The organism is Flagellimonas sediminis (assembly GCF_010500845.1).
GTDB lineage: Bacteria > Bacteroidota > Bacteroidia > Flavobacteriales > Flavobacteriaceae > Flagellimonas > Flagellimonas sediminis.
This window is the reverse complement of sequence record NZ_JAAAMI010000002.1, coordinates 281,384-303,710: the sequence shown is the minus strand read 5'-3', so window position 1 is coordinate 303,710 and position 22,327 is coordinate 281,384. Positions and strand designations below refer to the sequence as shown.

General features: G+C 40.2%; 23 protein-coding genes. 7 read left to right on the top strand and 16 right to left on the bottom strand.

The genetic code is table 11. The features are described from left to right. Window positions 1–2: 2 nt before the first annotated feature. The 10 genes from GTK07_RS05950 to GTK07_RS05905 form a co-directional block, all read right to left on the bottom strand. Complete coding sequence (locus GTK07_RS05950; protein ID WP_163634030.1) at window positions 3–818, bottom strand: prohibitin family protein; 816 nt, start codon at window positions 816–818, stop codon at window positions 3–5. An 11-nt stretch (window positions 819–829) separates the two neighbouring features. After that, complete coding sequence (locus tag GTK07_RS05945; protein ID WP_163634028.1) at window positions 830–2,860, bottom strand: vWA domain-containing protein; 2,031 nt, start codon at window positions 2,858–2,860, stop codon at window positions 830–832. A 5-nt stretch (window positions 2,861–2,865) separates the two neighbouring features. Beyond that, window positions 2,866–3,615, bottom strand: coding sequence for a 3-oxoacyl-[acyl-carrier-protein] reductase (gene fabG, locus GTK07_RS05940; protein ID WP_163634026.1), 750 nt, complete (start codon window positions 3,613–3,615; stop codon window positions 2,866–2,868). Between the two features lie 108 nt (window positions 3,616–3,723). Then, window positions 3,724–4,596 carry a succinate--CoA ligase subunit alpha gene (gene sucD, locus GTK07_RS05935; protein ID WP_163634024.1) on the bottom strand — a complete coding sequence of 291 codons (873 nt, stop codon included), beginning with the start codon at window positions 4,594–4,596 and terminating at the stop codon, window positions 3,724–3,726. A gap of 60 nt (window positions 4,597–4,656) precedes the next feature. Further along, window positions 4,657–5,592, bottom strand: a complete 936-nt coding sequence (locus GTK07_RS05930; protein ID WP_163634022.1) for a UDP-3-O-(3-hydroxymyristoyl)glucosamine N-acyltransferase — start codon at window positions 5,590–5,592, stop codon at window positions 4,657–4,659. Between the two features lie 3 nt (window positions 5,593–5,595). Continuing rightward, on the bottom strand, window positions 5,596–6,162 hold the full coding sequence (efp, locus tag GTK07_RS05925) for an elongation factor P (RefSeq protein ID WP_163634019.1): 567 nt from the start codon (window positions 6,160–6,162) through the stop codon (window positions 5,596–5,598). A 4-nt stretch (window positions 6,163–6,166) separates the two neighbouring features. Further along, complete coding sequence (gene lpxA, locus GTK07_RS05920; RefSeq protein ID WP_163634017.1) at window positions 6,167–6,952, bottom strand: acyl-ACP--UDP-N-acetylglucosamine O-acyltransferase; 786 nt, start codon at window positions 6,950–6,952, stop codon at window positions 6,167–6,169. Continuing rightward, the gene (locus GTK07_RS05915) at window positions 6,953–8,356 is read right to left on the bottom strand and encodes a bifunctional UDP-3-O-[3-hydroxymyristoyl] N-acetylglucosamine deacetylase/3-hydroxyacyl-ACP dehydratase (RefSeq protein WP_163634015.1); all 1,404 of its coding nucleotides are present in this window, start codon (window positions 8,354–8,356) and stop codon (window positions 6,953–6,955) included. It abuts the gene before it with no gap. Then, window positions 8,346–9,383, bottom strand: coding sequence for a UDP-3-O-(3-hydroxymyristoyl)glucosamine N-acyltransferase (lpxD, locus tag GTK07_RS05910; protein WP_163634013.1), 1,038 nt, complete (start codon window positions 9,381–9,383; stop codon window positions 8,346–8,348). Before lpxD ends, GTK07_RS05915 begins: the two co-directional genes overlap by 11 nt. A gap of 23 nt (window positions 9,384–9,406) precedes the next feature. Next, on the bottom strand, window positions 9,407–10,633 hold the full coding sequence (locus tag GTK07_RS05905) for an HD domain-containing protein (protein ID WP_163634011.1): 1,227 nt from the start codon (window positions 10,631–10,633) through the stop codon (window positions 9,407–9,409). Between the two features lie 36 nt (window positions 10,634–10,669). Between GTK07_RS05905 and porX the strand changes: the two genes are divergently transcribed. The 7 genes from porX to GTK07_RS05875 all read left to right on the top strand — a co-directional run bounded on the left by porX (window position 10,670) and on the right by GTK07_RS05875 (window position 17,040). Then, window positions 10,670–12,214, top strand: a complete 1,545-nt coding sequence (porX, locus tag GTK07_RS05900) for a T9SS response regulator signal transducer PorX (protein ID WP_163634009.1) — start codon at window positions 10,670–10,672, stop codon at window positions 12,212–12,214. Window positions 12,215–12,220: 6 nt separating this feature from the next. Then, entirely contained in the window at window positions 12,221–12,637 is a 417-nt protein-coding gene (tsaE, locus tag GTK07_RS05895; protein ID WP_163634007.1) for a tRNA (adenosine(37)-N6)-threonylcarbamoyltransferase complex ATPase subunit type 1 TsaE, read from the top strand. A 174-nt stretch (window positions 12,638–12,811) separates the two neighbouring features. Further along, window positions 12,812–12,940, top strand: a complete 129-nt coding sequence (locus GTK07_RS19335; RefSeq protein WP_262887567.1) for a hypothetical protein — start codon at window positions 12,812–12,814, stop codon at window positions 12,938–12,940. A gap of 87 nt (window positions 12,941–13,027) precedes the next feature. Continuing rightward, the gene (locus tag GTK07_RS05890; protein WP_163634004.1) at window positions 13,028–13,570 is read left to right on the top strand and encodes a hypothetical protein; all 543 of its coding nucleotides are present in this window, start codon (window positions 13,028–13,030) and stop codon (window positions 13,568–13,570) included. A 44-nt stretch (window positions 13,571–13,614) separates the two neighbouring features. Beyond that, window positions 13,615–14,814: an alanine dehydrogenase gene (locus tag GTK07_RS05885; RefSeq protein ID WP_163634002.1), complete on the top strand. Its 1,200-nt coding sequence runs from the start codon at window positions 13,615–13,617 to the stop codon at window positions 14,812–14,814. Between the two features lie 5 nt (window positions 14,815–14,819). Next, window positions 14,820–15,179, top strand: a complete 360-nt coding sequence (locus GTK07_RS05880; protein WP_163634000.1) for a DUF4258 domain-containing protein — start codon at window positions 14,820–14,822, stop codon at window positions 15,177–15,179. Window positions 15,180–15,306: 127 nt separating this feature from the next. After that, the gene (locus GTK07_RS05875; RefSeq protein WP_163633998.1) at window positions 15,307–17,040 is read left to right on the top strand and encodes a helix-turn-helix domain-containing protein; all 1,734 of its coding nucleotides are present in this window, start codon (window positions 15,307–15,309) and stop codon (window positions 17,038–17,040) included. A 32-nt stretch (window positions 17,041–17,072) separates the two neighbouring features. Here the strand turns inward: GTK07_RS05875 and GTK07_RS05870 are convergent, their stop codons facing one another. The 6 genes from GTK07_RS05870 to GTK07_RS05845 all read right to left on the bottom strand — a co-directional run bounded on the left by GTK07_RS05870 (window position 17,073) and on the right by GTK07_RS05845 (window position 22,284). Then, on the bottom strand, window positions 17,073–17,933 hold the full coding sequence (locus GTK07_RS05870; protein WP_163633996.1) for a CPBP family intramembrane glutamic endopeptidase: 861 nt from the start codon (window positions 17,931–17,933) through the stop codon (window positions 17,073–17,075). Window positions 17,934–18,144: 211 nt separating this feature from the next. Continuing rightward, window positions 18,145–18,312 (bottom strand): hypothetical protein, encoded by a 168-nt coding sequence (locus GTK07_RS05865; RefSeq protein ID WP_163633994.1) that lies wholly within the window; start codon window positions 18,310–18,312, stop codon window positions 18,145–18,147. A 12-nt stretch (window positions 18,313–18,324) separates the two neighbouring features. Continuing rightward, the gene (locus GTK07_RS05860; RefSeq protein WP_163633992.1) at window positions 18,325–18,483 is read right to left on the bottom strand and encodes a hypothetical protein; all 159 of its coding nucleotides are present in this window, start codon (window positions 18,481–18,483) and stop codon (window positions 18,325–18,327) included. A gap of 131 nt (window positions 18,484–18,614) precedes the next feature. Continuing rightward, window positions 18,615–18,926 carry an HTH domain-containing protein gene (locus GTK07_RS05855; RefSeq protein WP_163633990.1) on the bottom strand — a complete coding sequence of 104 codons (312 nt, stop codon included), beginning with the start codon at window positions 18,924–18,926 and terminating at the stop codon, window positions 18,615–18,617. Between the two features lie 12 nt (window positions 18,927–18,938). Beyond that, window positions 18,939–21,116, bottom strand: a complete 2,178-nt coding sequence (locus tag GTK07_RS05850) for a peptidase domain-containing ABC transporter (protein ID WP_163633988.1) — start codon at window positions 21,114–21,116, stop codon at window positions 18,939–18,941. Between the two features lies 1 nt (window position 21,117). Then, complete coding sequence (locus tag GTK07_RS05845) at window positions 21,118–22,284, bottom strand: HlyD family secretion protein (protein ID WP_163633986.1); 1,167 nt, start codon at window positions 22,282–22,284, stop codon at window positions 21,118–21,120. Window positions 22,285–22,327: the final 43 nt, after the last annotated feature.

Sequence of the window (22,327 nt, the reverse complement as noted above, 5' to 3'; positions counted from 1 at the left end):
ATTTAGTTATTTCCCAAAATAAGGGGCAACCCATCATTCCCGGATCCCACTACGACCACCTTGGTATTTGGGGACTGGGCCAACATAAGAGTAGCTTCAATTCCCTTGTCCTGAAGGATTTTATCGGTCAAGGAGGCACTCAAAATCCTGTTGGCATCTGCCTTACCTTGGGCTTCAATCCGAACTTTCTCCGCTTCTTTTTGCGCGGTAACCAGTCTAAATTCGTATTCCAAGGATTCCTGTTCTTGCTTCAGTTTTCTCTCAATGGCCTCTTTTATAGTGTTCGGCAATGTAACATCGCGTACCAAAATCTCGTTTAATTGGATGTACTGCCCATCAACAATGTTTTTTGTTTCTTCAAAAATTTCATTCTGAATGGCATCCCTTTTGCTGGAGTACAGCTGTTCCGGGGTATACCTACCAACCACACTTCTCGCTGCGGAACGGATGGCTGGAAGCAATATCCTATCTTTGTATTGCTCACTTTTTTCCTGATGTAATTTCCCCAAGAACTCATATTTGGGTTGAAACCATGCAGAGGCATCCAATTGAATATCCAATCCGTTGGAAGACAGTACCTTCATTTTTTCAAAAACTTCTTGTTGACGCACCTCATATATGAAAACTTTGTTCCATGGAGCTACCAAATGAAACCCTTCCCCTAAGGGAGGTTCATTGGTAACCACACCATCCCCAAAGGTCCTGTAGAGTACCCCCGCCTCTCCAGAACCTATGGTAATTGCTGATTTAGAAATGATAATGATCAAAAAAATGATGCCTGCAATGGCAGGTAATGCAATCTTGGGTAACTTATCCATGTATATGTTGTTTAGTTTAATCCGTTGTATTTTCTGATGAACCACTCCAAAGCCAAGGTAAAGGCCATCAGTCCAAGTAAAATACGGAAATCTATTAAAGATACAACATTCTGTCTGCTCTTTTGGACGGGCAAGAATTGTTGTGAATTGGCTAAGTCAAGAATTAGGGAGTCGACTTGGTTCAAATAGTATAATGTGCCTTGGTTCTTTTGGGCCAAGCGCCGCAACTTTTCATGGTTTGCCGAGGATAGTTGTTTCTCTGGATTGAAATCTAAAATCTTGAAACTACCGGTACGACTATAATTTTCACCGGAAACGATTACGGTAAAATTATATTCTCCAGCTTCCAAATCGCTTAGATCCACTTCAAAATAAGATCCTTTCAGTAGCAAAGGTGCATCTCTAACCATCTGATTTTCTTTTCCTTCTACCTTGATAGTAATCCGTGCATTGGAATCGAACTGGTAGCTTTCATCAAAAAAGGACGCCCTAATTTTGGCCAGACCTGCATTTTCGAAAACTAGGGAATAATCCAGTTCCAGCCTACTCCTTTGATTGTTGGAACCCAAATAGACCATAAGATTCCCCATAAACGTATCAAACTTATGGAAACTTTGATCATTGCGATAAGCCTGGGCCCGCCACCTCCATATATTTTCCCCAAACAGGGCCGCTTCCCTTTGTTTGCCCTCCGTGATGATGGTGAACAAAGGTTTATCTAGGTCAACCCCTCTAATCTGCTGGAACATGATCGGAGATGATTCCTTTAAAATGGTTATGTCCCCCAGACTTCCGATTAGCGGCGGAAATCCTTCCACCGCAAAATCGCCCAAATTGAAAATGCCAAAGGCATTGTTCAAAACCGGCAGGATATCTTCCGTTTGATTGTTGTTATCCTTGGTAAAACTGCCCTGTGCCAGGTTTAGAAAATTCCAATCCGTTTTGCTTCCTGTTATGGTCAAATAATTGATTCCGGTTTTTTGAAGATGTGTGTATACTTCCCTGAAACTCCTAGAGGGTTGGTACAGGATCAAAATGTCCGCATCTTCCAAATCCCTTTTATCTCCACTTGGTTTTATAACAGAAACGGACCGTTGCTCATTGGCTTCTATGGATTTTTTGAGCGCCCCAATGTCCGGATGCAGGATATCGGAAACAATCACCACATTGGTCTGTTCGTCAATGATCTCAATGGCCGATTCCTTGCTATTGTTTGTGGTGTTTCTTTCATTTTCTATAGGGCCCACCTCAATTTTAATCGTCTTGACGCCCACACTTTCAGCTTCAATAAGGGTACTTATGGTCTGGCTGTTTTTTATTGCATTTAAGTTGATTTGCTCCTGATGAACTCTTTTTCCATTTATGGAAATGGATACCGTGCTGGAAACTGGCCTAGTTCCTCGATAAAGAATGGTGGTTTCTACAGGGAACTTATTTTTTAAGAAGGCATATTTGTTCACATTGATCAAACCAACCGCCAAATCTTCATACTGGGTAGTGTCTCCAACCACAACAGGGTTTATGGTCAGATGGTTCAGATTGAGGTATTCGTAATCACGACCTAATGTCTGATTCCCGTCCGAAAAAAGAACCACGGCATTTGTACCGTTCAGGAAGATTTGATCTACAGTGGAAAGGGCATTCGCAATATCGGTGTTGTTTTGATCAAATCGAATGGAATCCGTTGCCCCCAAATTGGAACCAAAAGCATATTGATGCATGATAAACCGATCGTTCAGTTGTGAATTTGAACGAATCTGGTCCACTACTGCGGCAAGTTTGTCTTTTGAGGCGCCTTCATCCATAGAGGAAGAATCGTCCAGCAACAAAACCAAATTGGTCTTTTCCAAATAATAGTCGTTGTTGGTAAACTCTGGATTGAGCAAAAGCAAAAGGCCACAAAATAAGGTCAGGAACCTCATTGCGGCCAATATGAATTTTAAATTATCCTTGCGGGGATTTTTATAGAAGTATTGATAAAAAACTAGAATGAGCGCGGCAACCGCTGCAAGAACAATAAGGAGTACCATGCTCAATTCCATCCATTCTATGTTAGCATGCCACCATCCACGTTCAACACCTGGCCGGTAACATAATCAGAAAGGTCAGAAGCCAAGAACAAACAGGCGTTTGCCACATCTTCTGGAGATCCACCACGCTTCAACGGAATGGCATCCCTCCAACCTTGTACGGTTTTCTCATCCAATTTATCGGTCATTTCGGTTTCAATGAAACCTGGGGCTATGGCATTACAACGGATGTTCCTTGATCCCAATTCCAGGGCCACTGATTTGGTAAAACCGATCATACCGGCCTTTGAAGCGGCATAGTTGGTCTGTCCGGCATTTCCTTTTACACCAACTACACTACTCATATTGATGATGGAACCTTTGCGCTGCTTCAGCATGGTACGCTGCACTGCTTTGGTCATGTTAAAAACGGATTTCAGGTTGATTTCGATCACTGAATCAAAATCCTCTTCACCCATACGCATTAAAAGATTGTCCTTGGTAATGCCTGCATTGTTGATCAACACATCGATACGACCGTCAAAATCTTCCAGAACCTGGGCCACAAGTGTTTCTGAATCTGCATAACTGGCTGCATTGCTCTTGTAGGCTTTGGCTTTCACACCCATTCCGGTCAGTTCTTTTTCCAGTTCCAAAGCTGGTGCTTCGCTGGAACTATAGGTAAAGGCCACATTGGCCCCGTGTTTTCCAAATACTTCGGCAATCCCTTTTCCGATTCCACGACTTGCTCCTGTAATGATTACATTTTTCCCTTCCAAAAGTTTCATAAGATGATTGTGTTTGAATGGTTATCCACCAAATATAGTTGTTGTTTTAGGTTTAGACGAAAAAAAATCCCGCTAAAAAACGGGATTTAGAATAGATTTAACGGTCGGTTAGCCAACCACTTCTTTTACTTTGGCGCCAATTTCAGCTGGGGAATCCACTACGTGGATACCACATTCGCGCATGATTCTTTTCTTGGCTTGGGCGGTATCGTCGCTACCACCTACAATAGCTCCGGCGTGACCCATGGTACGACCTGCAGGTGCAGTTTCTCCAGCGATGAACCCTACAATCGGCTTTTTACTTCCGCTTGCTTTGTACCATCTGGCTGCTTCGGCTTCCAATTGTCCACCGATTTCCCCGATCATCACCACACATTCTGTTTCTGGATCATTGATCAACAGTTCCACCGCTTTTTTGGTTGTGGTTCCGATGATAGGATCCCCACCGATTCCAATGGCAGTAGTAATTCCCAATCCTTGACGCACAACTTGATCAGCAGCTTCGTAAGTTAGTGTTCCCGATTTGGAAACAATACCTACTTTTCCTTTTTTGAAAACGAAACCTGGCATGATACCAACTTTAGCTTCTCCCGGGGTAATGACACCTGGGCAGTTGGGGCCGATCAAAGTACAGTCCTTATCTTGAATGTAATCGTAAGCTTTTACCATATCCGCCACTGGGATACCTTCAGTGATGGTAATAATCACCTTGATACCTGCACTGGCAGCTTCCATAATGGCATCTGCGGCAAACGCAGGCGGAACAAAAATAATCGTGGTGTCGGCACCAACGGCTTTCACGGCATCCTCCACAGTGTCGAAAACTGGTTTGCCCAAGTGCTTTTGACCACCTTTTCCGGGAGTTACGCCACCCACCACATTGGTTCCGTATTCAATCATTTGCTCGGCGTGGAAGGTTCCTTCACTACCGGTAAATCCTTGTACAATTATTTTTGAATCTTTGTTTACTAAGACGCTCATAGGTTTAACTTAATATAGGTGCAAAAATATGGTTTACTAAAGTTTTTATCTATTGATTTTTTAATTCTTTTTCAGTTTTTGCAGGATTACAGGAATCTGCTTGACCGATGCCATTTGTTTGAGCTTTTCACGGGATTCTTCAGCGGGACTTCCAAAATAGGTTTTTCCACCTTCAAGGGATTTTGAAATTCCTGATTGGGCCAAAACAATAGCTTTTTTACCAATTGTTATGCCACTGGTTATCCCTACCTGTCCCCAAAGGGTGACTTCATCCTCAATTATCACACAACCGGCAATACCGGTATGGGAAGCAATCAAACATTTTTTGCCAATAATTGTATCGTGTCCCACTTGGATTTGGTTGTCCAGTTTGGAACCTTCCTTGATGGTGGTAGCTGCCGTTACACCTCGGTCAATTGTACAAGAAGCTCCAATATCCACATTGTTTTCAATGATCACCGTTCCTCCTGATACCAATTTATCAAAACCTGTAGGCCTATTTTTATAGTAAAAGGCATCGGCTCCCAATACGGTGTTGGCGTGAATGGTTACATTATCGCCGATGATACAACCGTCATAAATAGTGACATTGGGATGTATGACGCAATTCTTGCCAATCCTCACGTGGTTACCCACAAAGGTACCTGGCTGAATAATGGTCCCCTCTCCTATTTCAGCTGTACTGGAAATTGCACTCTTGGCACTAACGAAAGGATTGAAATGACGGGTCAATTTATTGAAATCCCGAAACGGATCGTCAGAAATAAGCAATGCCTTGCCCTCGGGACATTCCACTTCTTTGTTGATCAAGACAATGGTAGCCTTGGACTGCAAAGCTTTATCGTAATATTTGGGGTGATCCACAAACACGATATCACCTGCTTCCACCACATGGATCTCATTCAAGCCATACACGGGAAACGTTTCCTCTCCAACAAAGGTGGAACCGATTAGTTCCGCAATTTCCTTTAAAGTGTGGACTTTCGGAAATTTCATCCCCTACTCTTTAGCTCTTTCCAGATAAGCGCCTTTTTCGGTGTCTATCTTGATCTTGTCCCCTTCATTGATGAAAAGTGGTACGTTGATACGCGCTCCTGTTTCAACAGTAGCAGGCTTAGTGGCGTTGGTAGCGGTGTTCCCCTTAACCCCTGGTTCAGTATGGGTCACTTCCAAAATAACACTGGCAGGCATCTCTACTGACAAAGGACTATTGTCCTCTGCGTTGAAGATGATGGTCACAACCTCTCCTTCTTTCAACAACTCTGGTGCATCTAGGGAATCCTTTGGTAAAGAGATTTGGTTGTAGTCCTCCGTGTTCATAAAATGGAAGGTTTCGCCTTCCGGATATAAGTATTGATAGGTGCGTGTTTCCACACGTACGTCCTCTATTTTGTGTCCCGCGGAAAAAGTGTTGTCCAGTACCTTGCCGGTTGTTACACTTTTCAATTTGGTGCGGACAAAGGCCGGGCCTTTACCAGGTTTTACATGAAGAAATTCTACAATTTTGTAGATATCATGGTTGTAACGGATGCACAACCCCTTTCTAATATCAGAAGTATTTGCCATAAAATTAATTTGAACTAAAATAGCCTTTCATGATGCCCCTTTGCGAATCCCTGATGAATTGAAGAATCTCATCGCGCTCGGGGGTAGCCTCCATTTCTGCTTCAATAATGGACGCCGCTTGTGTATTGTTATAGTTTTTTTGATACAGGATGCGGTAAATGTTTTGTATTTCACGAATCTTCTCCGCGTCAAATCCTCTTCGTCTTAATCCGATGGAGTTGATGCCCACATAGGAAAGTGGCTCCCTTGCTGCCTTTACAAAAGGAGGGACATCTTTCCTTACCAAGGAACCACCTGTTACAAAGGCATGGTTGCCAATGGATACAAATTGATGTACTGCAACCATTCCTGCCAACACCACATTGGAACCAATGGTAACATGACCTGCCAAAGTGGAATTATTGCTAAAGATACAACCGTCTCCCACCACACAATCGTGGGCCACATGGCAATAAGCCATGATCAAACAGTTATTGCCTATGACGGTTTTCATTCGGTCCGAGGTGCCCTTGTTTATGGTGGCACATTCTCTAATGGTTGTATTATCACCAATTTGAACAGTTGTTTCCTCTCCTTGATATTTTAGATCCTGGGGCATTGCTGAAATTACCGCTCCCGGGAAAATATTACAGTTTTTGCCAATCCTAGCACCTTCCATGATGGTGACATTGGAGCCGATCCATGTTCCCTCACCAATGGTGACGTTGTTATGGATGGTTGCGAAAGGCTCTATGACCACATTTTTGGCAATTTTGGCCCCGGGGTGAACATATGCTAAGGGTTGGTTCATCTAAGAATCTGTGTTTTTTGTTTTAACGATCTGTGCCATCAGTTCCGCTTCGGATACCAATCTTCCATTCGCGTAGGCATAGGCTTGCATGTGGCAGATTCCCCTTCGGATCGGAGAGATCAAATCACATTTAAAAATCAGGGTGTCCCCAGGAACTACCTGTTGCTTGAACTTTACATTGTCGATCTTCATAAAGAAGGTCAGATAATTTTCAGGATCAGGCACTGTGCTCAGCACTAAGATACCCCCGGTTTGTGCCATGGCTTCCACCTGAAGTACCCCTGGCATTACGGGAGCCCCAGGAAAGTGCCCAACAAAAAAAGGCTCGTTCATGGTCACGTTCTTTACCCCAACTACGTGGGAATCCGAAAGCTCCAATATTTTATCCACTAACAAAAAAGGCGGCCTGTGAGGCAACATTTTCATGATTTGGGTCACATCCATCAAGGGTGTTTGGTTCAAATCATAGGTTGGGACTTTGTTCCTTTTATCTATTTTGACAATTTTGGACAGTTTTTTGGCAAATTGGGTGTTAACGAAATGACCCGGTTTGTTGGCAATCACTTTCCCTCTGATTCGGGTTCCTGCAAGGGCCAAATCCCCCACCACATCCAATAATTTGTGACGTGCGGCCTCATTGGGATAATGTAGGGTAAGGTTATCCAGGATGCCGTTTGGTTTTACGGAGAGTTTTTTCTTGTTGAAGGCCTTTTCCAATTTTTTCATGGTAGAATCGGAAATTTCCTTGTCCACATATACAATGGCATTGTTCAGGTCACCTCCTTTAATCAGTCCATGCTCCAATAACATTTCCAGTTCATGAAGAAAACTGAAGGTACGCGCATCTGCAATTTCTTCCTTAAAGTCTGACATTTTTTCCAAAGTGGCGTTTTGGGTCCCCAATACTTTGGTGCCAAAATCTACCATCGTGGTCACTTGGTAGTGATCGGCCGGAATTACTGTAATTTCACTGCCGGTGGTTTCATCTTTATAGGAAATAACATCTTTCACAACGTATTCTTCACGCTCTTGTTCCTGTTCCACGATACCAGCTTCTTCCAAAGCTTTTACAAAATACTTGGAGGAACCATCCATGATCGGGGGTTCGGGAGCATCCAATTCAATCAAAACGTTGTCAATCTCAAGTCCTACCAAGGCAGCCAAGACATGCTCGGAGGTATGGATCTTAACACCGTTTTTTTCAAGATTGGTGCCTCGTTGGGTGTTCACCACATAATTGGCATCGGCCTCAATGATGGGTTCACCTTCCAAATCTATCCTTTTAAACGCAAACCCGTGATTTTCCTTCGCTGGCAAAAAGCTCATGGTTACGTTTTCGCCTGTGTGCAACCCTACTCCTTGTAGTGTCACTTTCTTTTCAATGGTGCGTTGCTTATTGCTCATTTTGTTCACCTTCAACCTTTTTTTGTATGGTGGAGATTTGATTTACCAGTTTGGGTAAATTTTTAAAATGTACGTACGATTTGTTGAAGTCCCCATAATTTAGGGCCGGAGAACCCTGGAGTACTTCATCACTTTTAATGTTTCTACCGATACCGGATTGCGCCTGGATCCTGACCCTATCCCCAATGGTGATATGGCCTACGATTCCTACTTGACCTCCGATAAGGCAATTTTTTCCAATCTTGGTGGAACCCGCAATTCCTGTTTGCGCCGCAATGGCCGTATGTTCTCCGATTTCCACATTGTGGGCTATCTGGATCTGGTTGTCCAACTTAACTCCTTTTCTTAATATGGTAGAGCCTAAAGTGGCGCGGTCAATGGTAGTACCCGCCCCAACATCCACATTATCTTCCAATATCACGTTTCCAGTTTGGGGTACTTTGCTGTATTCTCCATTGGCATTGGGAGTGAATCCAAACCCGTCAGCACCAATAATGGCCCCGCCATGGATCACGCAATTGTTCCCGATAACCGTTTCCGAATAAATTTTGGCCCCGGCAAAAACAATGACATCATTTCCAATCCTGACATTGTCACCAATGAAAACATTGGGATATATCTTCACATTGTCACCAATCTTCACATTTTCTCCCAAATAAGAAAAAGCCCCCAAATAAAACCCTTCGCCGTAACTGGCACTTCCAGATATATAGGAGGGATTCTCAATACCTATCTTATTGTTTTTCACTTGGTTGTAATAGGCCAATAATTTGGAAAATGACTTGTAGGCATCTTCTACTTTGATCAAAGTGGTACTCAAGGTCTGTTCGGGAACAAAGTCCTTGTTTACAATGGTAATGGAAGCTTTGGTGGAGTAAATGTATGCGGTGTATTTTGGGTTGGCCAAAAAGGTCAAAGAACCTTTTTCGCCTTCTTCAATTTTAGACAATTTATGGACAGCAATTTGAGGATTTCCCTCAATTTCCCCCTCTAATATTCCGGCAATTTGGGTAGCTGTGAATTTCATTTGTGCAAAAGTAACAAAATTTGTTAAACAGCTTCCTTTGGATAGCAGCTGTAATATTTGGTAACCGTTTTGGAAAGTGCCTTCAGGCTAAGTTGATCTGATTCCTTGAGCACATCCGTTATTCTACCATTCTTTTTAAGAATGTAAATGGCCTGCTGTTTTTGGTTATAGGCCTTGTTAGAGATCTCCCCCTCAAACACAAAGTTAGCGGCTTCTTCTTCTGAAAGATCGTACTTTTGGACGATCTCAAATAATTTTTGATTCAATTTTTGAGGCATTGTGGGTTGGTCCTTTATCTTCACATGCAATAGCCTCCGGTCCAAAAGCATTCCGCACATTTTGGATAACACAAAATCTTCATGGTTGCGCCAGCTTTTCAATGCGCTCAAGATATCTACATCGTCCAACTCAGAAAAAGCTTTGAGAATTTGTTGATCAAAGGTCAAAGCGCCATTTTGGTTCAAGAAAAACAGCAACGGTTTGCTTGCCGATAATTCAACGCCTTGATCCAATAACAATCGGGCACGCTGCATGATCCTTACCAACAATTGCTCTGCCACCAATCCTGTTTTGTGCAGGTATACTTGCCAATACATAAACCTTCGGGCCATTAGGAATTTTTCTACGGCATAGATTCCTTTCTCTTCTACCACCAAATTGCCACCCACTACATTCAGCATGGAAATTAACCGTTCGGAGTTGATATTGCCTTCCGTAACGCCAGAATAAAAACTGTCCCGTTTCAGGTAATCCAATCGGTCCATGTCCAATTGACTTGACACCAACTGGTTCAAAAAAGGTTTGGGATAATCTCCCTTAAATATGGAAATGGCAGTTTCCAACTGTCCACCGAACTCCTCGTTCAACTCCTTCATAAATAGAAGGGAGATTTTTTCATGGCTCAAATCCTTCACCACAAAACCTTCCAAAGCGTGTGAAAAAGGGCCGTGACCAATATCATGAAGTAAAATGGCGCAAAGCAGCCCGTTTTCTTCTTCTGGCGTAATTTCCACTTCCTTTACCCTTAAAACCTGAATGGCCTTGGTCATCAAATGCATGCTTCCCAATGCGTGGTGGAACCTGGTATGGTGAGCCCCTGGGTACACCATGTAAGACATACCCATTTGTGATATCCTCCGCAATCTTTGGAAATATGGATGGGATATCAGCCTAAAAATTAGTTCGTTTGGAGTTCCAATAAAACCGTAAATTGGATCGTTAAAAACGTTAAGCTTATTGGTTATTACCAAGGATTTTTGTTTTAATGCCACAAAGATAACTACTATATGAACAAGATTACAATTCTTTGGGTCGATGATGAAATAGACCTATTAAAACCTCACATTATTTTTCTTGAAAACAAAAATTACAAAGTAGTTACCAGTCAAAGTGGACAAGATGCACTAGAGGAAATTAGGGAAAATTTTTTCGACATTGTTTTTTTGGATGAAAACATGCCGGGACTTTCCGGTCTGGAAACCCTGAACGAGATAAAAAAATACGAGCCCTCCATTCCCGTAGTGATGATTACCAAAAGTGAAGAGGAATATATTATGGATGAGGCCATCGGTTCCAAGATTGCCGATTACCTTATAAAACCGGTGAACCCAAACCAGATATTGTTATCGCTCAAAAAGAGCTTGGACAATTCTCGGTTAATATCCGAAAAAACCACCGCCAACTATCAGCAAGAATTCAGGAAAATTGCCATGGACCTTTCCATGGTCAACAGCCATGAAGAATGGGCTGAACTGTATAAAAAGTTGATTTATTGGGAGCTACAATTGGAACAGATTGAAGATTCGGGCATGTTCGAGATCTTGGAATCCCAAAAAGTAGAAGCCAATAACCAGTTCAGCAAGTTTGTGGACAAGAACTACAAAAGCTGGTTCAAAGATGGGGATGCCCCGATCATGTCACACACCCTTTTCCGGAACAAAGTGCAACCTGAATTGGAGGGCAGCAAGACTCTGATGGTGGTCATTGACAACCTAAGGTATGATCAATGGTTGGCTTTTGAAGAAACTCTTTCCGTACATTATAAAAAAAAACAGGAGTCTTCCTATTACAGCATTTTGCCCACGGCCACCCAGTACGCCCGGAATGCCCTTTTTGCAGGCCTAATGCCGTTGGAAATGGAAAAACGCTATCCCAATTGGTGGAAAAACGATACCGATGAAGGCGGTAAGAACCTTTATGAGGCCGAGTTTTTAGGCGAGCAATTAAAGCGATTGGGACTCAACCTTAAGTGGGAGTACCATAAAATCAACAACTTAAAACAAGGCAAACAACTGGCCCAGAATTTCAGATCGCAAAAGGAAAACGATTTAACTGTGGTCGTGTACAATTTTGTGGATATGTTATCGCATTCCAAAACTGAAATGGACGTAGTAAAGGAGCTGGCTTCCAATGACAAAGCCTATCGGTCGTTGACCTTGAGTTGGTTCAAGAATTCCCCTTTATTGGAGATCATTCAACAAGCCCAAAGTTTGGGGATGAAACTGATCTTGACCACGGACCATGGTACAATCAACGTAAAGCAACCATCCAAGGTAATCGGGGATAGGGAAACCAGTCTCAATCTTCGGTACAAAACTGGAAGGAGCCTAACGTATGAGGACAAGGAAGTGTTGGCCACCAAAAATCCGCAAGAGATCCATTTGCCCAACATCAATTTGAGCAGCAGTTTCATCTTTGCGAAAAATGACCTGTTCTTTGCCTACCCTAACAATTACAACCATTATGTAAGTTATTATAGGAATACGTACCAACATGGTGGGGTTTCTTTGGAAGAAATGATCGTTCCTTTTGTAGTTTTGGAACCAAAATAAATTCTCTTGAAAACAACCTTTCAATTATCGGGCATCGGTGCAGTGGCCAAAACCTTGTTGGCTGCCGCTCCCAACAAGAACATTTGTTTGTATGGCGAAATGGGTGCAGGTAAAACTACCCTCGTAAAACAGCTGATCAGGGAACTGGGTGCAGTAGATGTAGCCAATAGCCCTACCTTTGGATTGGTGAACGAATACGATGATGCCTCTGGCCGTCCCTTGGCCTATCATTTCGATTTTTACAGGTTGAACGATGAAATGGAAGCTTTGGATATCGGGTTTGAAGATTACCTGAACTCGGGCAAATGGTTGTTCATTGAATGGCCCGAAAAAATTCAGTCATTGTTACCTGACGATGCTGTAAGTGTTTTTCTGCATTTTATCGATGAAAATACGCGTTCAATCGAGTTAAATGTTTGTTAAAGCAAGATCCCTTTATCTTCAACACATTCTTTTGCGGAACAAGTCCAATTCGATAAACCGTTCGGTTTTTACGTTAAAAAACCAAATTTATCGATGAAGTGTAGGTGGAGTTGAGATATTTTCCTACATTTGTTCAGTGAATGAATTCATTTATTAACCAAAAACTCTTTTACGATGAACACTAAAAAAGTTTTTTTTGGACTACTAGCTGTTGCTTTTTTGGCAATGACCGCTGTTTCTACTGCAACGATTGACAAAAACCAAAAAGTTAGTATTGATAAGGATAAGATTATCAAAATCTAAGCTTATCATCCAGTAAATTTTAAATCCCTTTTTTCGAAAAGGGATTTTTTTTTACAATAATTCTAGACTTTTTCAGTTAACAATATAATGAGCAAAAAGTCTACAATAAAGAAACGTTTTATTATAGAAGGGGCCATAGCATTATTTATTGCTATATCCCCATTGGTGTTCTATAGCTACAAGTACCTCCCTCCTGATGCTACCTCATGGACCTTTTTGGGCATTGAGTTTAAGGAGAACGACTTTGGACTGATTAGTACCGCATTTTATTACTATTTCAGTAAGTTGGTGCCCTTCCTTTTATTGGTTATTTGGTTTGTCACCTCCAAGAACTGGTGGTACCATGCTATCCTTATTCCAATAGCCATGTATAGCTTTCAGCTTTATAGTGTTTTGAATTATTCTTCCAAAAAGGTTGATGAAAACGAAATCCTATATGTTATTGCAGTTACCATGGTGGTGGTACCCATTGTATATTTCATCAGGTTGAAACTGGTGGATAAACACGTACACGGAATTGACCTGGATGCCATGGATACCGAACTTCAGATTTTAAAGGAAAAAGAGGAACTGAGAAAGGAAAGGGAGAAATTGGAAGAACGCCAAAAAACCCTTTTGAAAAAAATGTAAATTTGTTCCTTACCAGTTTGGTAAGTTGAACACTTTTACCGCATATGAACCAACCGTCCTCCCCATTTAGCAAACAACAATTGTTGCCCCAGGAAGAAACCTTGGAGGTCATCAAACAAAAAGGGGAACTCTTTATCGGTATTCCCAAGGAAAACCAATACCAAGAGAAACGAATCTGTTTAACCCCGGATGCTGTCAATGCCATAACCGCCCATGGTCATCGGGTATTGATCGAGTCAGGTGCTGGGGATGCCGCCAATTTTTCGGACATTGACTATACCAATGCAGGGGCCGAGATTACTAGGGATACCAAAAAGGTATTTTCCTGCCCCATCATTTTAAAGGTGGAACCCCCTACCCTCACCGAAATAGATTTCATCAACCCCCAAACCATTGTGATTTCTGCCTTGCAGATCAAAACACAGCGGAAGGAATATATTGAGGCCTTGGCCAAAAAACGATTAACGGCCATTGCTTTTGAATTCATAAAGGATGAGGACGGGAATTATCCTGCCGTTCGTTCCTTGAGCGAGATTGCCGGGATTTCTTCCATTTTGATCGCTTCGGAACTGATGGCGAACACCAACAAGGGAAATGGTCTAATGTTCGGTAATATTAGTGGTGTGCCGCCTGTGGAAGTAGTCATCATTGGGGCAGGAACCGTAGGCGAGTTTGCAGCACGTTCCGCGTTGGGACTAGGTGCCAATGTAAAGGTTTTTGACAATTCCATCAGTAAATTGCGAAGTTTACAGACCAATTTGAACCGGACGCTGTATACTTCTACCATTCAGCCTAAGAACCTTATCAAGTCCCTGAAACGTTGTGATGTTGCCATTGGGGCCACACGCGGTAAGGACCGTTCGCCCGTGGTGGTCTCCAGCACTATGGTGGAACATATGAAAAAAGGGGCCGTGATCATTGACGTAAGTATAGATATGGGTGGGTGTTTTGAAACCTCTGAAGTCACCACGCATACAAAGCCTACCTATGAAAAATATGGGGTCACCCATTACTGTGTCCCCAATATTCCGTCCCGATACCCTAGAACATCCTCGGTGTCCATCAGTAACATTTTTACACCATACTTGTTAAAAATAGGTGAAGAAGGCGGACTGGAACATTCCCTTCGATTTGATAAAGGACTCCGCAACGGTCTCTACATGTACCATGGTATTTTGACAAATAAATCGGTGGGCGATTGGTTTGGTATGAGCTATAACGATATTAATTTTCTTATTTTTTAAGATAGATGGGGTTTTTAAAGCGGTTGGGATGGTACTTGGTAGGACTTTCCATTGGATTGGTATTCTTGGTTTTCTTTTTAAAGAAAAAGTCCGGCGAAGAAGGTCTGGATTTTTGTTATCTGCCCAATTGTCGGGTACTCAAAGATATGAGGTCCAAACCTTTGACGTTTGGGGAATCCTTACCCGAACAGTATAGGGACACTACACTTATCCTACAATTCTTGACCGATGGCGATGTAGATTTCGGCAAAAGCGATACCAAAGCGGAGCCTTGTAAACTGTATTACATTGAAAAAGAATCGGTTTATTTAAAAATAAAGAATTGCCCCGATAAAATTCTTGTTGAGGATATTAGAAAAGACTAAGGTCAATTTTCTTCCATTTATCAATTCATTTTGGCATTATATCCATTTGCATGTAATACAAATATTCTTTTGCTTTATATTTCTTACTTTTTGAACAGATAAATTCTAAGTATTAGCATCAAAAAGCATGGTTTATAAAATCCAAAGACTCCTTTTTCTTTTGGCTGTATTGCCTAGCTTAGCCCAAACCAACAGTTTAAATAATGAAGATCTTTCAAGGCTATCCTATGATGAACTTTACCAAATCATGGTTTCGGAATCAGATTCAGTTTTGTTAAATAGCACCTTTAAGATATATGTCAAAAAGGCCATAAATAAAAACGATACACTGCAATTGGCTCAAGCATATCGCCTTAGATCATATAATCTGGCTTATCCTGAGGGCATCAAAAGTGTTGATTCTTCCATGACCATAGCAAAAACAATCAATCATATCGATAAAAAGGATTTCGATGAATTCATGGCATTGGCACACTATACAAAGGGTGCCTTGTTTTATACAAATGACATGAACTATCCTGCTGTGGAAGAGTGTATTAAAAGCTATCAATATGCAAGAAAAACAGATAACAAAAAATTAGTGGTTAATATTTTGATTTTTATCGCTGATATCAAAGCTGTTTATGGCCAAGAAGATGAAGCTATCTTACTTCAACGACAGACCCTAAACTTTCTTGAAGCGAATAAGACTACTATTGAAGAGTATGAAAACTACTATTATTATTGGACAGAACAGATGTCAAGATGTTTTCTCTTTTCAAAAGAACTTGATTCAGCAGCAAAATATATTGATATTGGAATCTTGTTGGCTAAAAAAACAAACGATGAAAAGCAACTACGGTCTTTCAAAATACAACAATCAAAGTTGAACTTCTATTTGGGAAATTTTGAAGCCTCCAAGGATAGTTTGAATAAATATATTGAGGAGCAAAATGGACAATCAATGTATTTGGAAGAACGGAATGAACTATCCATCGCTGATGATCTTTTCTATTTGGGCATGATAGAAGGAGAGTACGGAAATACATCTAAAAAAAAGCAATACTTTTTGAAAATAGATAGTATAATAAAATCTAAAAACTATCCGTTACGTGATAATTTTAATGAGGTGTATCAATTTCTGTTGAAAGAAGCCATCAGTGAAAATGATAATTTAAAGACCAACGAATACTTACATCGTCTCGTATATTATGACAGTCTTTTGCTCACAACTCAAAAACAACTAAGGGAAATTACATTGAAGAAATTTGACCTTCCCATGCAGGAAGAGGAAAAACAGATGCTGGGAGATATCATTTCCACAAAATCCAAATGGTTGACATGGTTCTATGTCTTAAGCGGAATCATGTTGATTGGGTTATCTGCTTATTACACCAAATATTCCCGGATCAAAAAAAGACTCGCCTATGCACTGTCCCATAGGATAGACTTGGATATTCCTACTCTCTTGCCAGAAAGGCAAGAAGCAGATGACAATAAGCTGGATGAAGAAATAGTTGCAAAGGTTTTAAGAAACCTGAAAGACTGGGAAGAACAAAAAGGATTTTTGGACAGCAACCTTACCCAACAAACTTTGGCCAAAGAACTCAACACCAACAGTGCCTACCTTTCGCAAGTAATCAATGTACACAAAAAGCAAAATTTTGCGAGTTACCTCAAAGATCTTAGGATTACATATGCTATAAACGATTTAAAGAGTAATCCGGGAATTGTACAGACTAAATCCATGGTCCAAATAGCGGAAATGTATGGCTTTAACACTGTAGGGGTATTTTCAAAGGCATTTAAGGACAAGATTGGAGTGACGCCAGGGGTGTTTTTTAAGCGGATTATAGAGCATAGTCAAAGAAAAATATCATGACATTCTTTTGCTCCTATAGTTGAAGAATTATACTAAATATAGACTTTTGAATCTTTTCTGCTTCGATAATTGAAAAATATATAACAGAGAAAGATTAACAGTATTTGGAAAATTATAGCTAGTAAAGACCCTTCAAACCCAAAGTCCCCTCCATTAAAAATGGTTTTTTTGGGAGTTTCGAAGACAATCAACGAATACGAATCCACCCCACTAACGTTAAAGCCAAAAAGGGATTGAAAGAAATTCCAACTAAAATGTAGCGCAATGGGGAACATTAGGTTTTTGGTGTAGATATAAGGCAGTCCCAATAAAATGCCTGCAAGAAAAAGATTGATGTTCCCGACAAGGGATAAATTTGGGTTTGCCGCATGCAGCAAAGCAAATAATATGGCCGATACCAATAATGCCGCAAACTTATTCATGGACTCCATTAGACAACGTAGTACATATCCCCTAAATAGAATCTCTTCTGTTAAAGAAACAATAAGGAACAAAAGCATGGTTAAAAAGATCTCGTTTCCATTATATTGGAATTGTAAAAATTGTAATTGTCCAGCCGAATCAAGAACCAAATACCCTAGTGTCATTACAATCAACCCTGCTAAAAGTCCAATTACAAACCCTTTTACGTGATTTTTTGGGTAAAGTCCTATGCTGATAAAAGGCATCTTATCCACCCATTTCATAAATAGTATCACCACCATTAAAGTACCTAAAAAACCAGAGAATGAAATGATGAGGTGTTCGTGGGTGGTTTCGTTTTCCAGACCGTAAATAATGTCGTGTCCCGTAAAATAGGCTCCGGTAATTTGGAACAGGCCAACAATAAAAAAATAGGGTATTATGATCAGGAGAACTCGTGCCCAGCCTTTTGTTATAGTATTTTCATTCATCTAGCGCCATCTATGAAAAAAAAATGGTCGTTTTTTAAAAACGACCATTTAAACTTCTTTTATCATTACGATTTCTAGAAAAGATAAAATGAGTCTTTACCAAGTTCATAAAAGAAATAAACCAACCAAACAATTATTGACAACGTCCAGAAAGTAATTTCCAGCATGTTAAATTTTGAGGAAGAAAACGTTTTTTTATTTTCCATAATTTTTAGATTAAACTTTCAGGGTGGATTTGATAAGAATCTTTCCCTAAATTATATGCCATATAAGTTGCTCCTGCTACTAAATTCAAGAGTCCTAAAATCCATCCGCCATCAAGGTTCCGGGCTTCCTTTAACTTAATTTCACATACCCCTAATTTACTTAAATTTTCCATATTTCCCTGTTTTTAAAGATAAAAATCGAAAAAGTCACCTCCATTTTTCATGTATTCAACCCTTCTTCCTAAAAGGAATCCACCGATTAGAAAGTTGATTACACCGCCTTCGGTTTGTTTTGAATTTGATAAATCCAATTCTTCAACATGATAGTTTTTTAAATTTTTCATGAGATAAAATTTTAATTAAATAATTTATTTCGCAACCAAAGCCAGGAATTCTTTTGCGCGCAGCTTTATGTTTACCTTCCAAATATGGGGATTGGCACTCTCAAATTTTGAGAGTGGACTACAGAAAACTGTTAAAATGCTAATACTTTTAACGCATTTTTATAACAGTAACCCCCAGAGAGATTCCTTTCTGTTGTTGTATCCAGTTCTTCCACATAAAATCCGCACTTAAAACGGGTTGTTTCCGTGTATATATAACTTTGCCGTGTCAAGTCATAGCAAATGGGGGCATTCATATCTTTCATGGTCTCTATCATCCTGAATACAGTAGCCTCTGATATTTCCAAACGTTTTGCCAATTGTTTTGGCCTGCCAGTGGCCTTTAAACGTATCAATTGGTCTATTCGCTCCAATATTTCAATTTGTTTCGTCAGTTTTGCCATGATAGGTTAGGTTTAATTAACAGGTTTAAGTATTGATAAAAATGAAGGCACTTGTTGCTGCCACAGTTTAAAGTAAGCTCCTTTGCTGTCATACAATTGAAAGTGGGACCCTTGCTCCAATACTTGTCCTTTATCCAAAACAACAATCTTATCCGCATTGACCACCGTACTCAATCTATGCGCGATGATAATCACAGTTTTACCTTCTGAACGTAAATTTTCAATGGTCCTTTGCACATAGTTTTCAGAGCTACTGTCCAAGGAGGAAGTGGCCTCATCCAGTACCAAAATTTCCGGGTCTTTGTACAACGCCCTCGCGATTGCTATACGCTGTTTTTGTCCTCCGGACAATGTGGCGCCATTTTCACCCAAATAGGTATTAAAGTCGTTGGGCAGACTTTCAATAAATTCTAAAATTCCTATGCTCTTGCATATCCTGTAAATTTTGTCAAAATCGGGTTGAAATTCACCAACAGCTATATTTTCAATGACATTACCTGCAAAAAGGTCGATTTTTTGGGGAACCACACTCACCAAATTCCTGAGACTTTGGTTTTCAATATGCTTCAGGTCTATTTCCCCAATCCTGATTTTTCCCTTATTTAAAGGATAAATGTTCTGTAGAAGGGATACAAGGGTCGACTTTCCTGAGCCACTTTCCCCCACAAAAGCAGTTATGCTGCCTTTTTGAATGGTCAGGTTCAAATCATTGAATACCTCGACCCTAGTCCCATACTGAAAGGTTACATTGGAAAAGGTAATGTCTTCAATTTTATTCCTGGTTAAGACGATATTTTTATCTTTTTCTTCCCTTTCCAGATCCATGATCTCAAAAAGACGATCGGCAGCTATAAGGGCATTTTGGATTTCTTTGTTGGCTCCTATCAAACTAGCCAAAGGGCCTGTGAAATAGCCAATAATGGAATAGAACGAAAGAAGCTCACCTGGACTGATTTGCCTTTCAATTACAAAACCTGAACCAGCCCATAAGAGGACAATTGTAAATACTTGCGAAACCGTTTTGGATGAGGTGAGCGAAAAAATGGAATTTAGGGCAGATATGTAGCCAGTCCTAAGCAGGGTAATGAAACGCGTTTCTGTTTTAACATTTGCAAAATCCTCTAGCCCGAATCTCTTTATTGTGCCAACAGCATTCAAGGATTCCACCAACTGGCTTTCAAGGTCCGCTGCATTTTCCATCACCTTCCGTTCTACTTTTTTGTTGAGCCTGTTCACAACCCAATAAATGGTGATATAGATCGGTACTATTATGAGCATGATCAATGCCAATTTCCAATAGTATGTGAACATTAATGCAAACGAAAAAATAATAATGAGAATGTTCACGGTAAGGTTCAATGACACCCCATTAATGAAGTTCCTTATTTTGACTGCATCATTGATACGGGAAATAATTTCTCCTACCCGCATAGTGTCAAAAAACTGTTGGGGCAATTTCAATAAATGTTTGTAGTAGCCTAGTATCAATCTGGCATCTATCTGTTGCCCTGTTTTTAAGAGAAAGGTATCTTTAAAGTAGCCTATTGTTAGTTGTAACAACAAAAGAATGATCATAACCACACTCAAAAGGTTCAATAGTTTTGAGTTACCATCCACCAAAACATGATCGGTAATCTTTTGAATATAGATAGATGTAGAAAAGCCTAGTAAGGTATAAAACAAGGCCCCTATGAATGCTTGGACCAGGACCGCTTTATGGGGTTTCAACAAGAACCAAAAACGTTTAAAAACGGATACCTTTTCGTTTCCTTTCTCAAAACTTTCATTTGGCAGCAAGAGCACTAAAACACCTGTCCATTCTTTTTTGAAATCTTCATGACACCGTTTTTCTATTTTACCTGACCCTGGGTCCATGACCCTTATATGAGTTTTGTTTACCTCATAGATTACTACATAATGGTGCAATTGTTCCTTTACTATAACATGGGCTATTGCTGGTTTGGGGATTTTGAATAAACTTTCAAAATCTCCCCTTACCCCTTTTGCTTCAAAGCCCATTTTTTCGGCTGCTTTTATAAGGCCGTAAACATTGGTTCCTTTTTTATCGGTCCCCGCATATTGTCGAATCCTTGAAATAGGTATTTGAAAATCAAAATGTGCGGCTATCGATGCCAAACATGCCGCTCCGCAATCGGTAATATCATGCTGTTTTATATTGATTTTCGCCATTTTAATTTGTTGAAGAAATTTGGGTGTTCTGTGCCGGGTTCATCCAATCATCAAGCTTGTCGTATAATAATTGGTATAAAGACCTTTCTGCCAATTCAAACCTGGCATTGAACGTCATTCCTTTTCCAATTGCACCCTTTGCGCCATTCTTTAATTGGAGAAAATGCTCGTTTATCTTACAACGCAATTTGAAAACGGGTTGATTTTCGATAATTAACACATCCTGGGAGACATCCAAGATTCTTCCAGTGGCAAGTCCCCATTGGTTGTAATTAAAAGCGTCTATTTGAAAATTTATGGGTTTTGACTTGTCGATAAGGCCAATGTCCATAGGTTTGATAAAACATTCAGCGATTATTTCGGCGTCCGGTGAAATTTCAGCTAAGGAAACTCCAGAAGTAATAATGCTGCCACGTTCAACTCCAGAAAGATTCATCAAATACCCATTGATTGGAGCTGTGACTACATATTCCTTTTTACTTTCAGTAAATTGGTCATTTTTGTTTTGCGTAATCGTAAGGTTACTTTCCAATTCCGTCAAGGTTGCCTGCCATGTACTTGTTTGTTGCTTTTTAAATTGGTTGTAGGCATTAAGTGCTAGTTCGTAGTCAAATTTTATATTTTCAAAATCCACTTTAGCGATTACACCTTTCAAAAGAAGCTTGTAATTTCTATCGTAATCTATTTTTATTTTATTGATTCTTGTCACATATTCGTTGGAGCTTTGCAAGTATTCGATGTATTCTTTTTGATACTTGGCTGAATGAATACTGTCAACGATAATATTTTTGAAATTTATCAGATACCCTAAATCCTTAATCTCTTCCTGATATCTTCTTGTATCATATTCAGTAAGTGCTATTTGTTCATCAAGAACATTATTCTCTAGAACCAGCAGAATATCTCCTTTTTGCACATACAGGTTATTTTCCATTCTGGTGAATAAAACCTTTCCAGAATTAAGGCTTGTAATTAAAATGCGTTCTTTGGATGGTTTTATAATACCTCTGGCAGTTGTGTATACTTTGATGTTTATGAAGGGCAATAAGATTATTGCCAACACTAAAGCCAATAGAATAATACCATAAATGACCTTGCTTTTTACCCCATTCTTGGGCAAATGGGACTGTATAGTGTTCTCTATGATTTCTTTTGGAAAAATTTGCATGGACTAAATGTCCTCGCAAAATGAATAAAACACAAATGAAGTT

Coding starts and splice junctions, on each gene's coding strand:
- lpxD (WP_163634013.1), bottom strand. CDS start 9,383: ATGAAATTCACAGCTACCCAAATTGCCGGAATATTAGAGGGGGAAATT.
- GTK07_RS05860 (WP_163633992.1), bottom strand. CDS start 18,483: ATGAAAAATTTAAAAAACTATCATGTTGAAGAATTGGATTTATCAAAT.
- GTK07_RS05845 (WP_163633986.1), bottom strand. CDS start 22,284: ATGCAAATTTTTCCAAAAGAAATCATAGAGAACACTATACAGTCCCAT.
- GTK07_RS05850 (WP_163633988.1), bottom strand. CDS start 21,116: ATGGCGAAAATCAATATAAAACAGCATGATATTACCGATTGCGGAGCG.
- GTK07_RS05870 (WP_163633996.1), bottom strand. CDS start 17,933: ATGAATGAAAATACTATAACAAAAGGCTGGGCACGAGTTCTCCTGATC.
- efp (WP_163634019.1), bottom strand. CDS start 6,162: ATGGCAAATACTTCTGATATTAGAAAGGGGTTGTGCATCCGTTACAAC.
- GTK07_RS05930 (WP_163634022.1), bottom strand. CDS start 5,592: ATGAAATTTCCGAAAGTCCACACTTTAAAGGAAATTGCGGAACTAATC.
- GTK07_RS05855 (WP_163633990.1), bottom strand. CDS start 18,926: ATGGCAAAACTGACGAAACAAATTGAAATATTGGAGCGAATAGACCAA.
- sucD (WP_163634024.1), bottom strand. CDS start 4,596: ATGAGCGTCTTAGTAAACAAAGATTCAAAAATAATTGTACAAGGATTT.
- GTK07_RS05880 (WP_163634000.1), top strand. CDS start 14,820: ATGGGGTTTTTAAAGCGGTTGGGATGGTACTTGGTAGGACTTTCCATT.
- GTK07_RS05865 (WP_163633994.1), bottom strand. CDS start 18,312: ATGGAAAATTTAAGTAAATTAGGGGTATGTGAAATTAAGTTAAAGGAA.
- lpxA (WP_163634017.1), bottom strand. CDS start 6,952: ATGAACCAACCCTTAGCATATGTTCACCCCGGGGCCAAAATTGCCAAA.
- fabG (WP_163634026.1), bottom strand. CDS start 3,615: ATGAAACTTTTGGAAGGGAAAAATGTAATCATTACAGGAGCAAGTCGT.
- GTK07_RS05915 (WP_163634015.1), bottom strand. CDS start 8,356: ATGAGCAATAAGCAACGCACCATTGAAAAGAAAGTGACACTACAAGGA.
- porX (WP_163634009.1), top strand. CDS start 10,670: ATGAACAAGATTACAATTCTTTGGGTCGATGATGAAATAGACCTATTA.
- GTK07_RS19335 (WP_262887567.1), top strand. CDS start 12,812: ATGAACACTAAAAAAGTTTTTTTTGGACTACTAGCTGTTGCTTTTTTG.
- GTK07_RS05875 (WP_163633998.1), top strand. CDS start 15,307: ATGGTTTATAAAATCCAAAGACTCCTTTTTCTTTTGGCTGTATTGCCT.
- GTK07_RS05945 (WP_163634028.1), bottom strand. CDS start 2,860: ATGGAATTGAGCATGGTACTCCTTATTGTTCTTGCAGCGGTTGCCGCG.
- GTK07_RS05950 (WP_163634030.1), bottom strand. CDS start 818: ATGGATAAGTTACCCAAGATTGCATTACCTGCCATTGCAGGCATCATT.
- GTK07_RS05890 (WP_163634004.1), top strand. CDS start 13,028: ATGAGCAAAAAGTCTACAATAAAGAAACGTTTTATTATAGAAGGGGCC.
- GTK07_RS05885 (WP_163634002.1), top strand. CDS start 13,615: ATGAACCAACCGTCCTCCCCATTTAGCAAACAACAATTGTTGCCCCAG.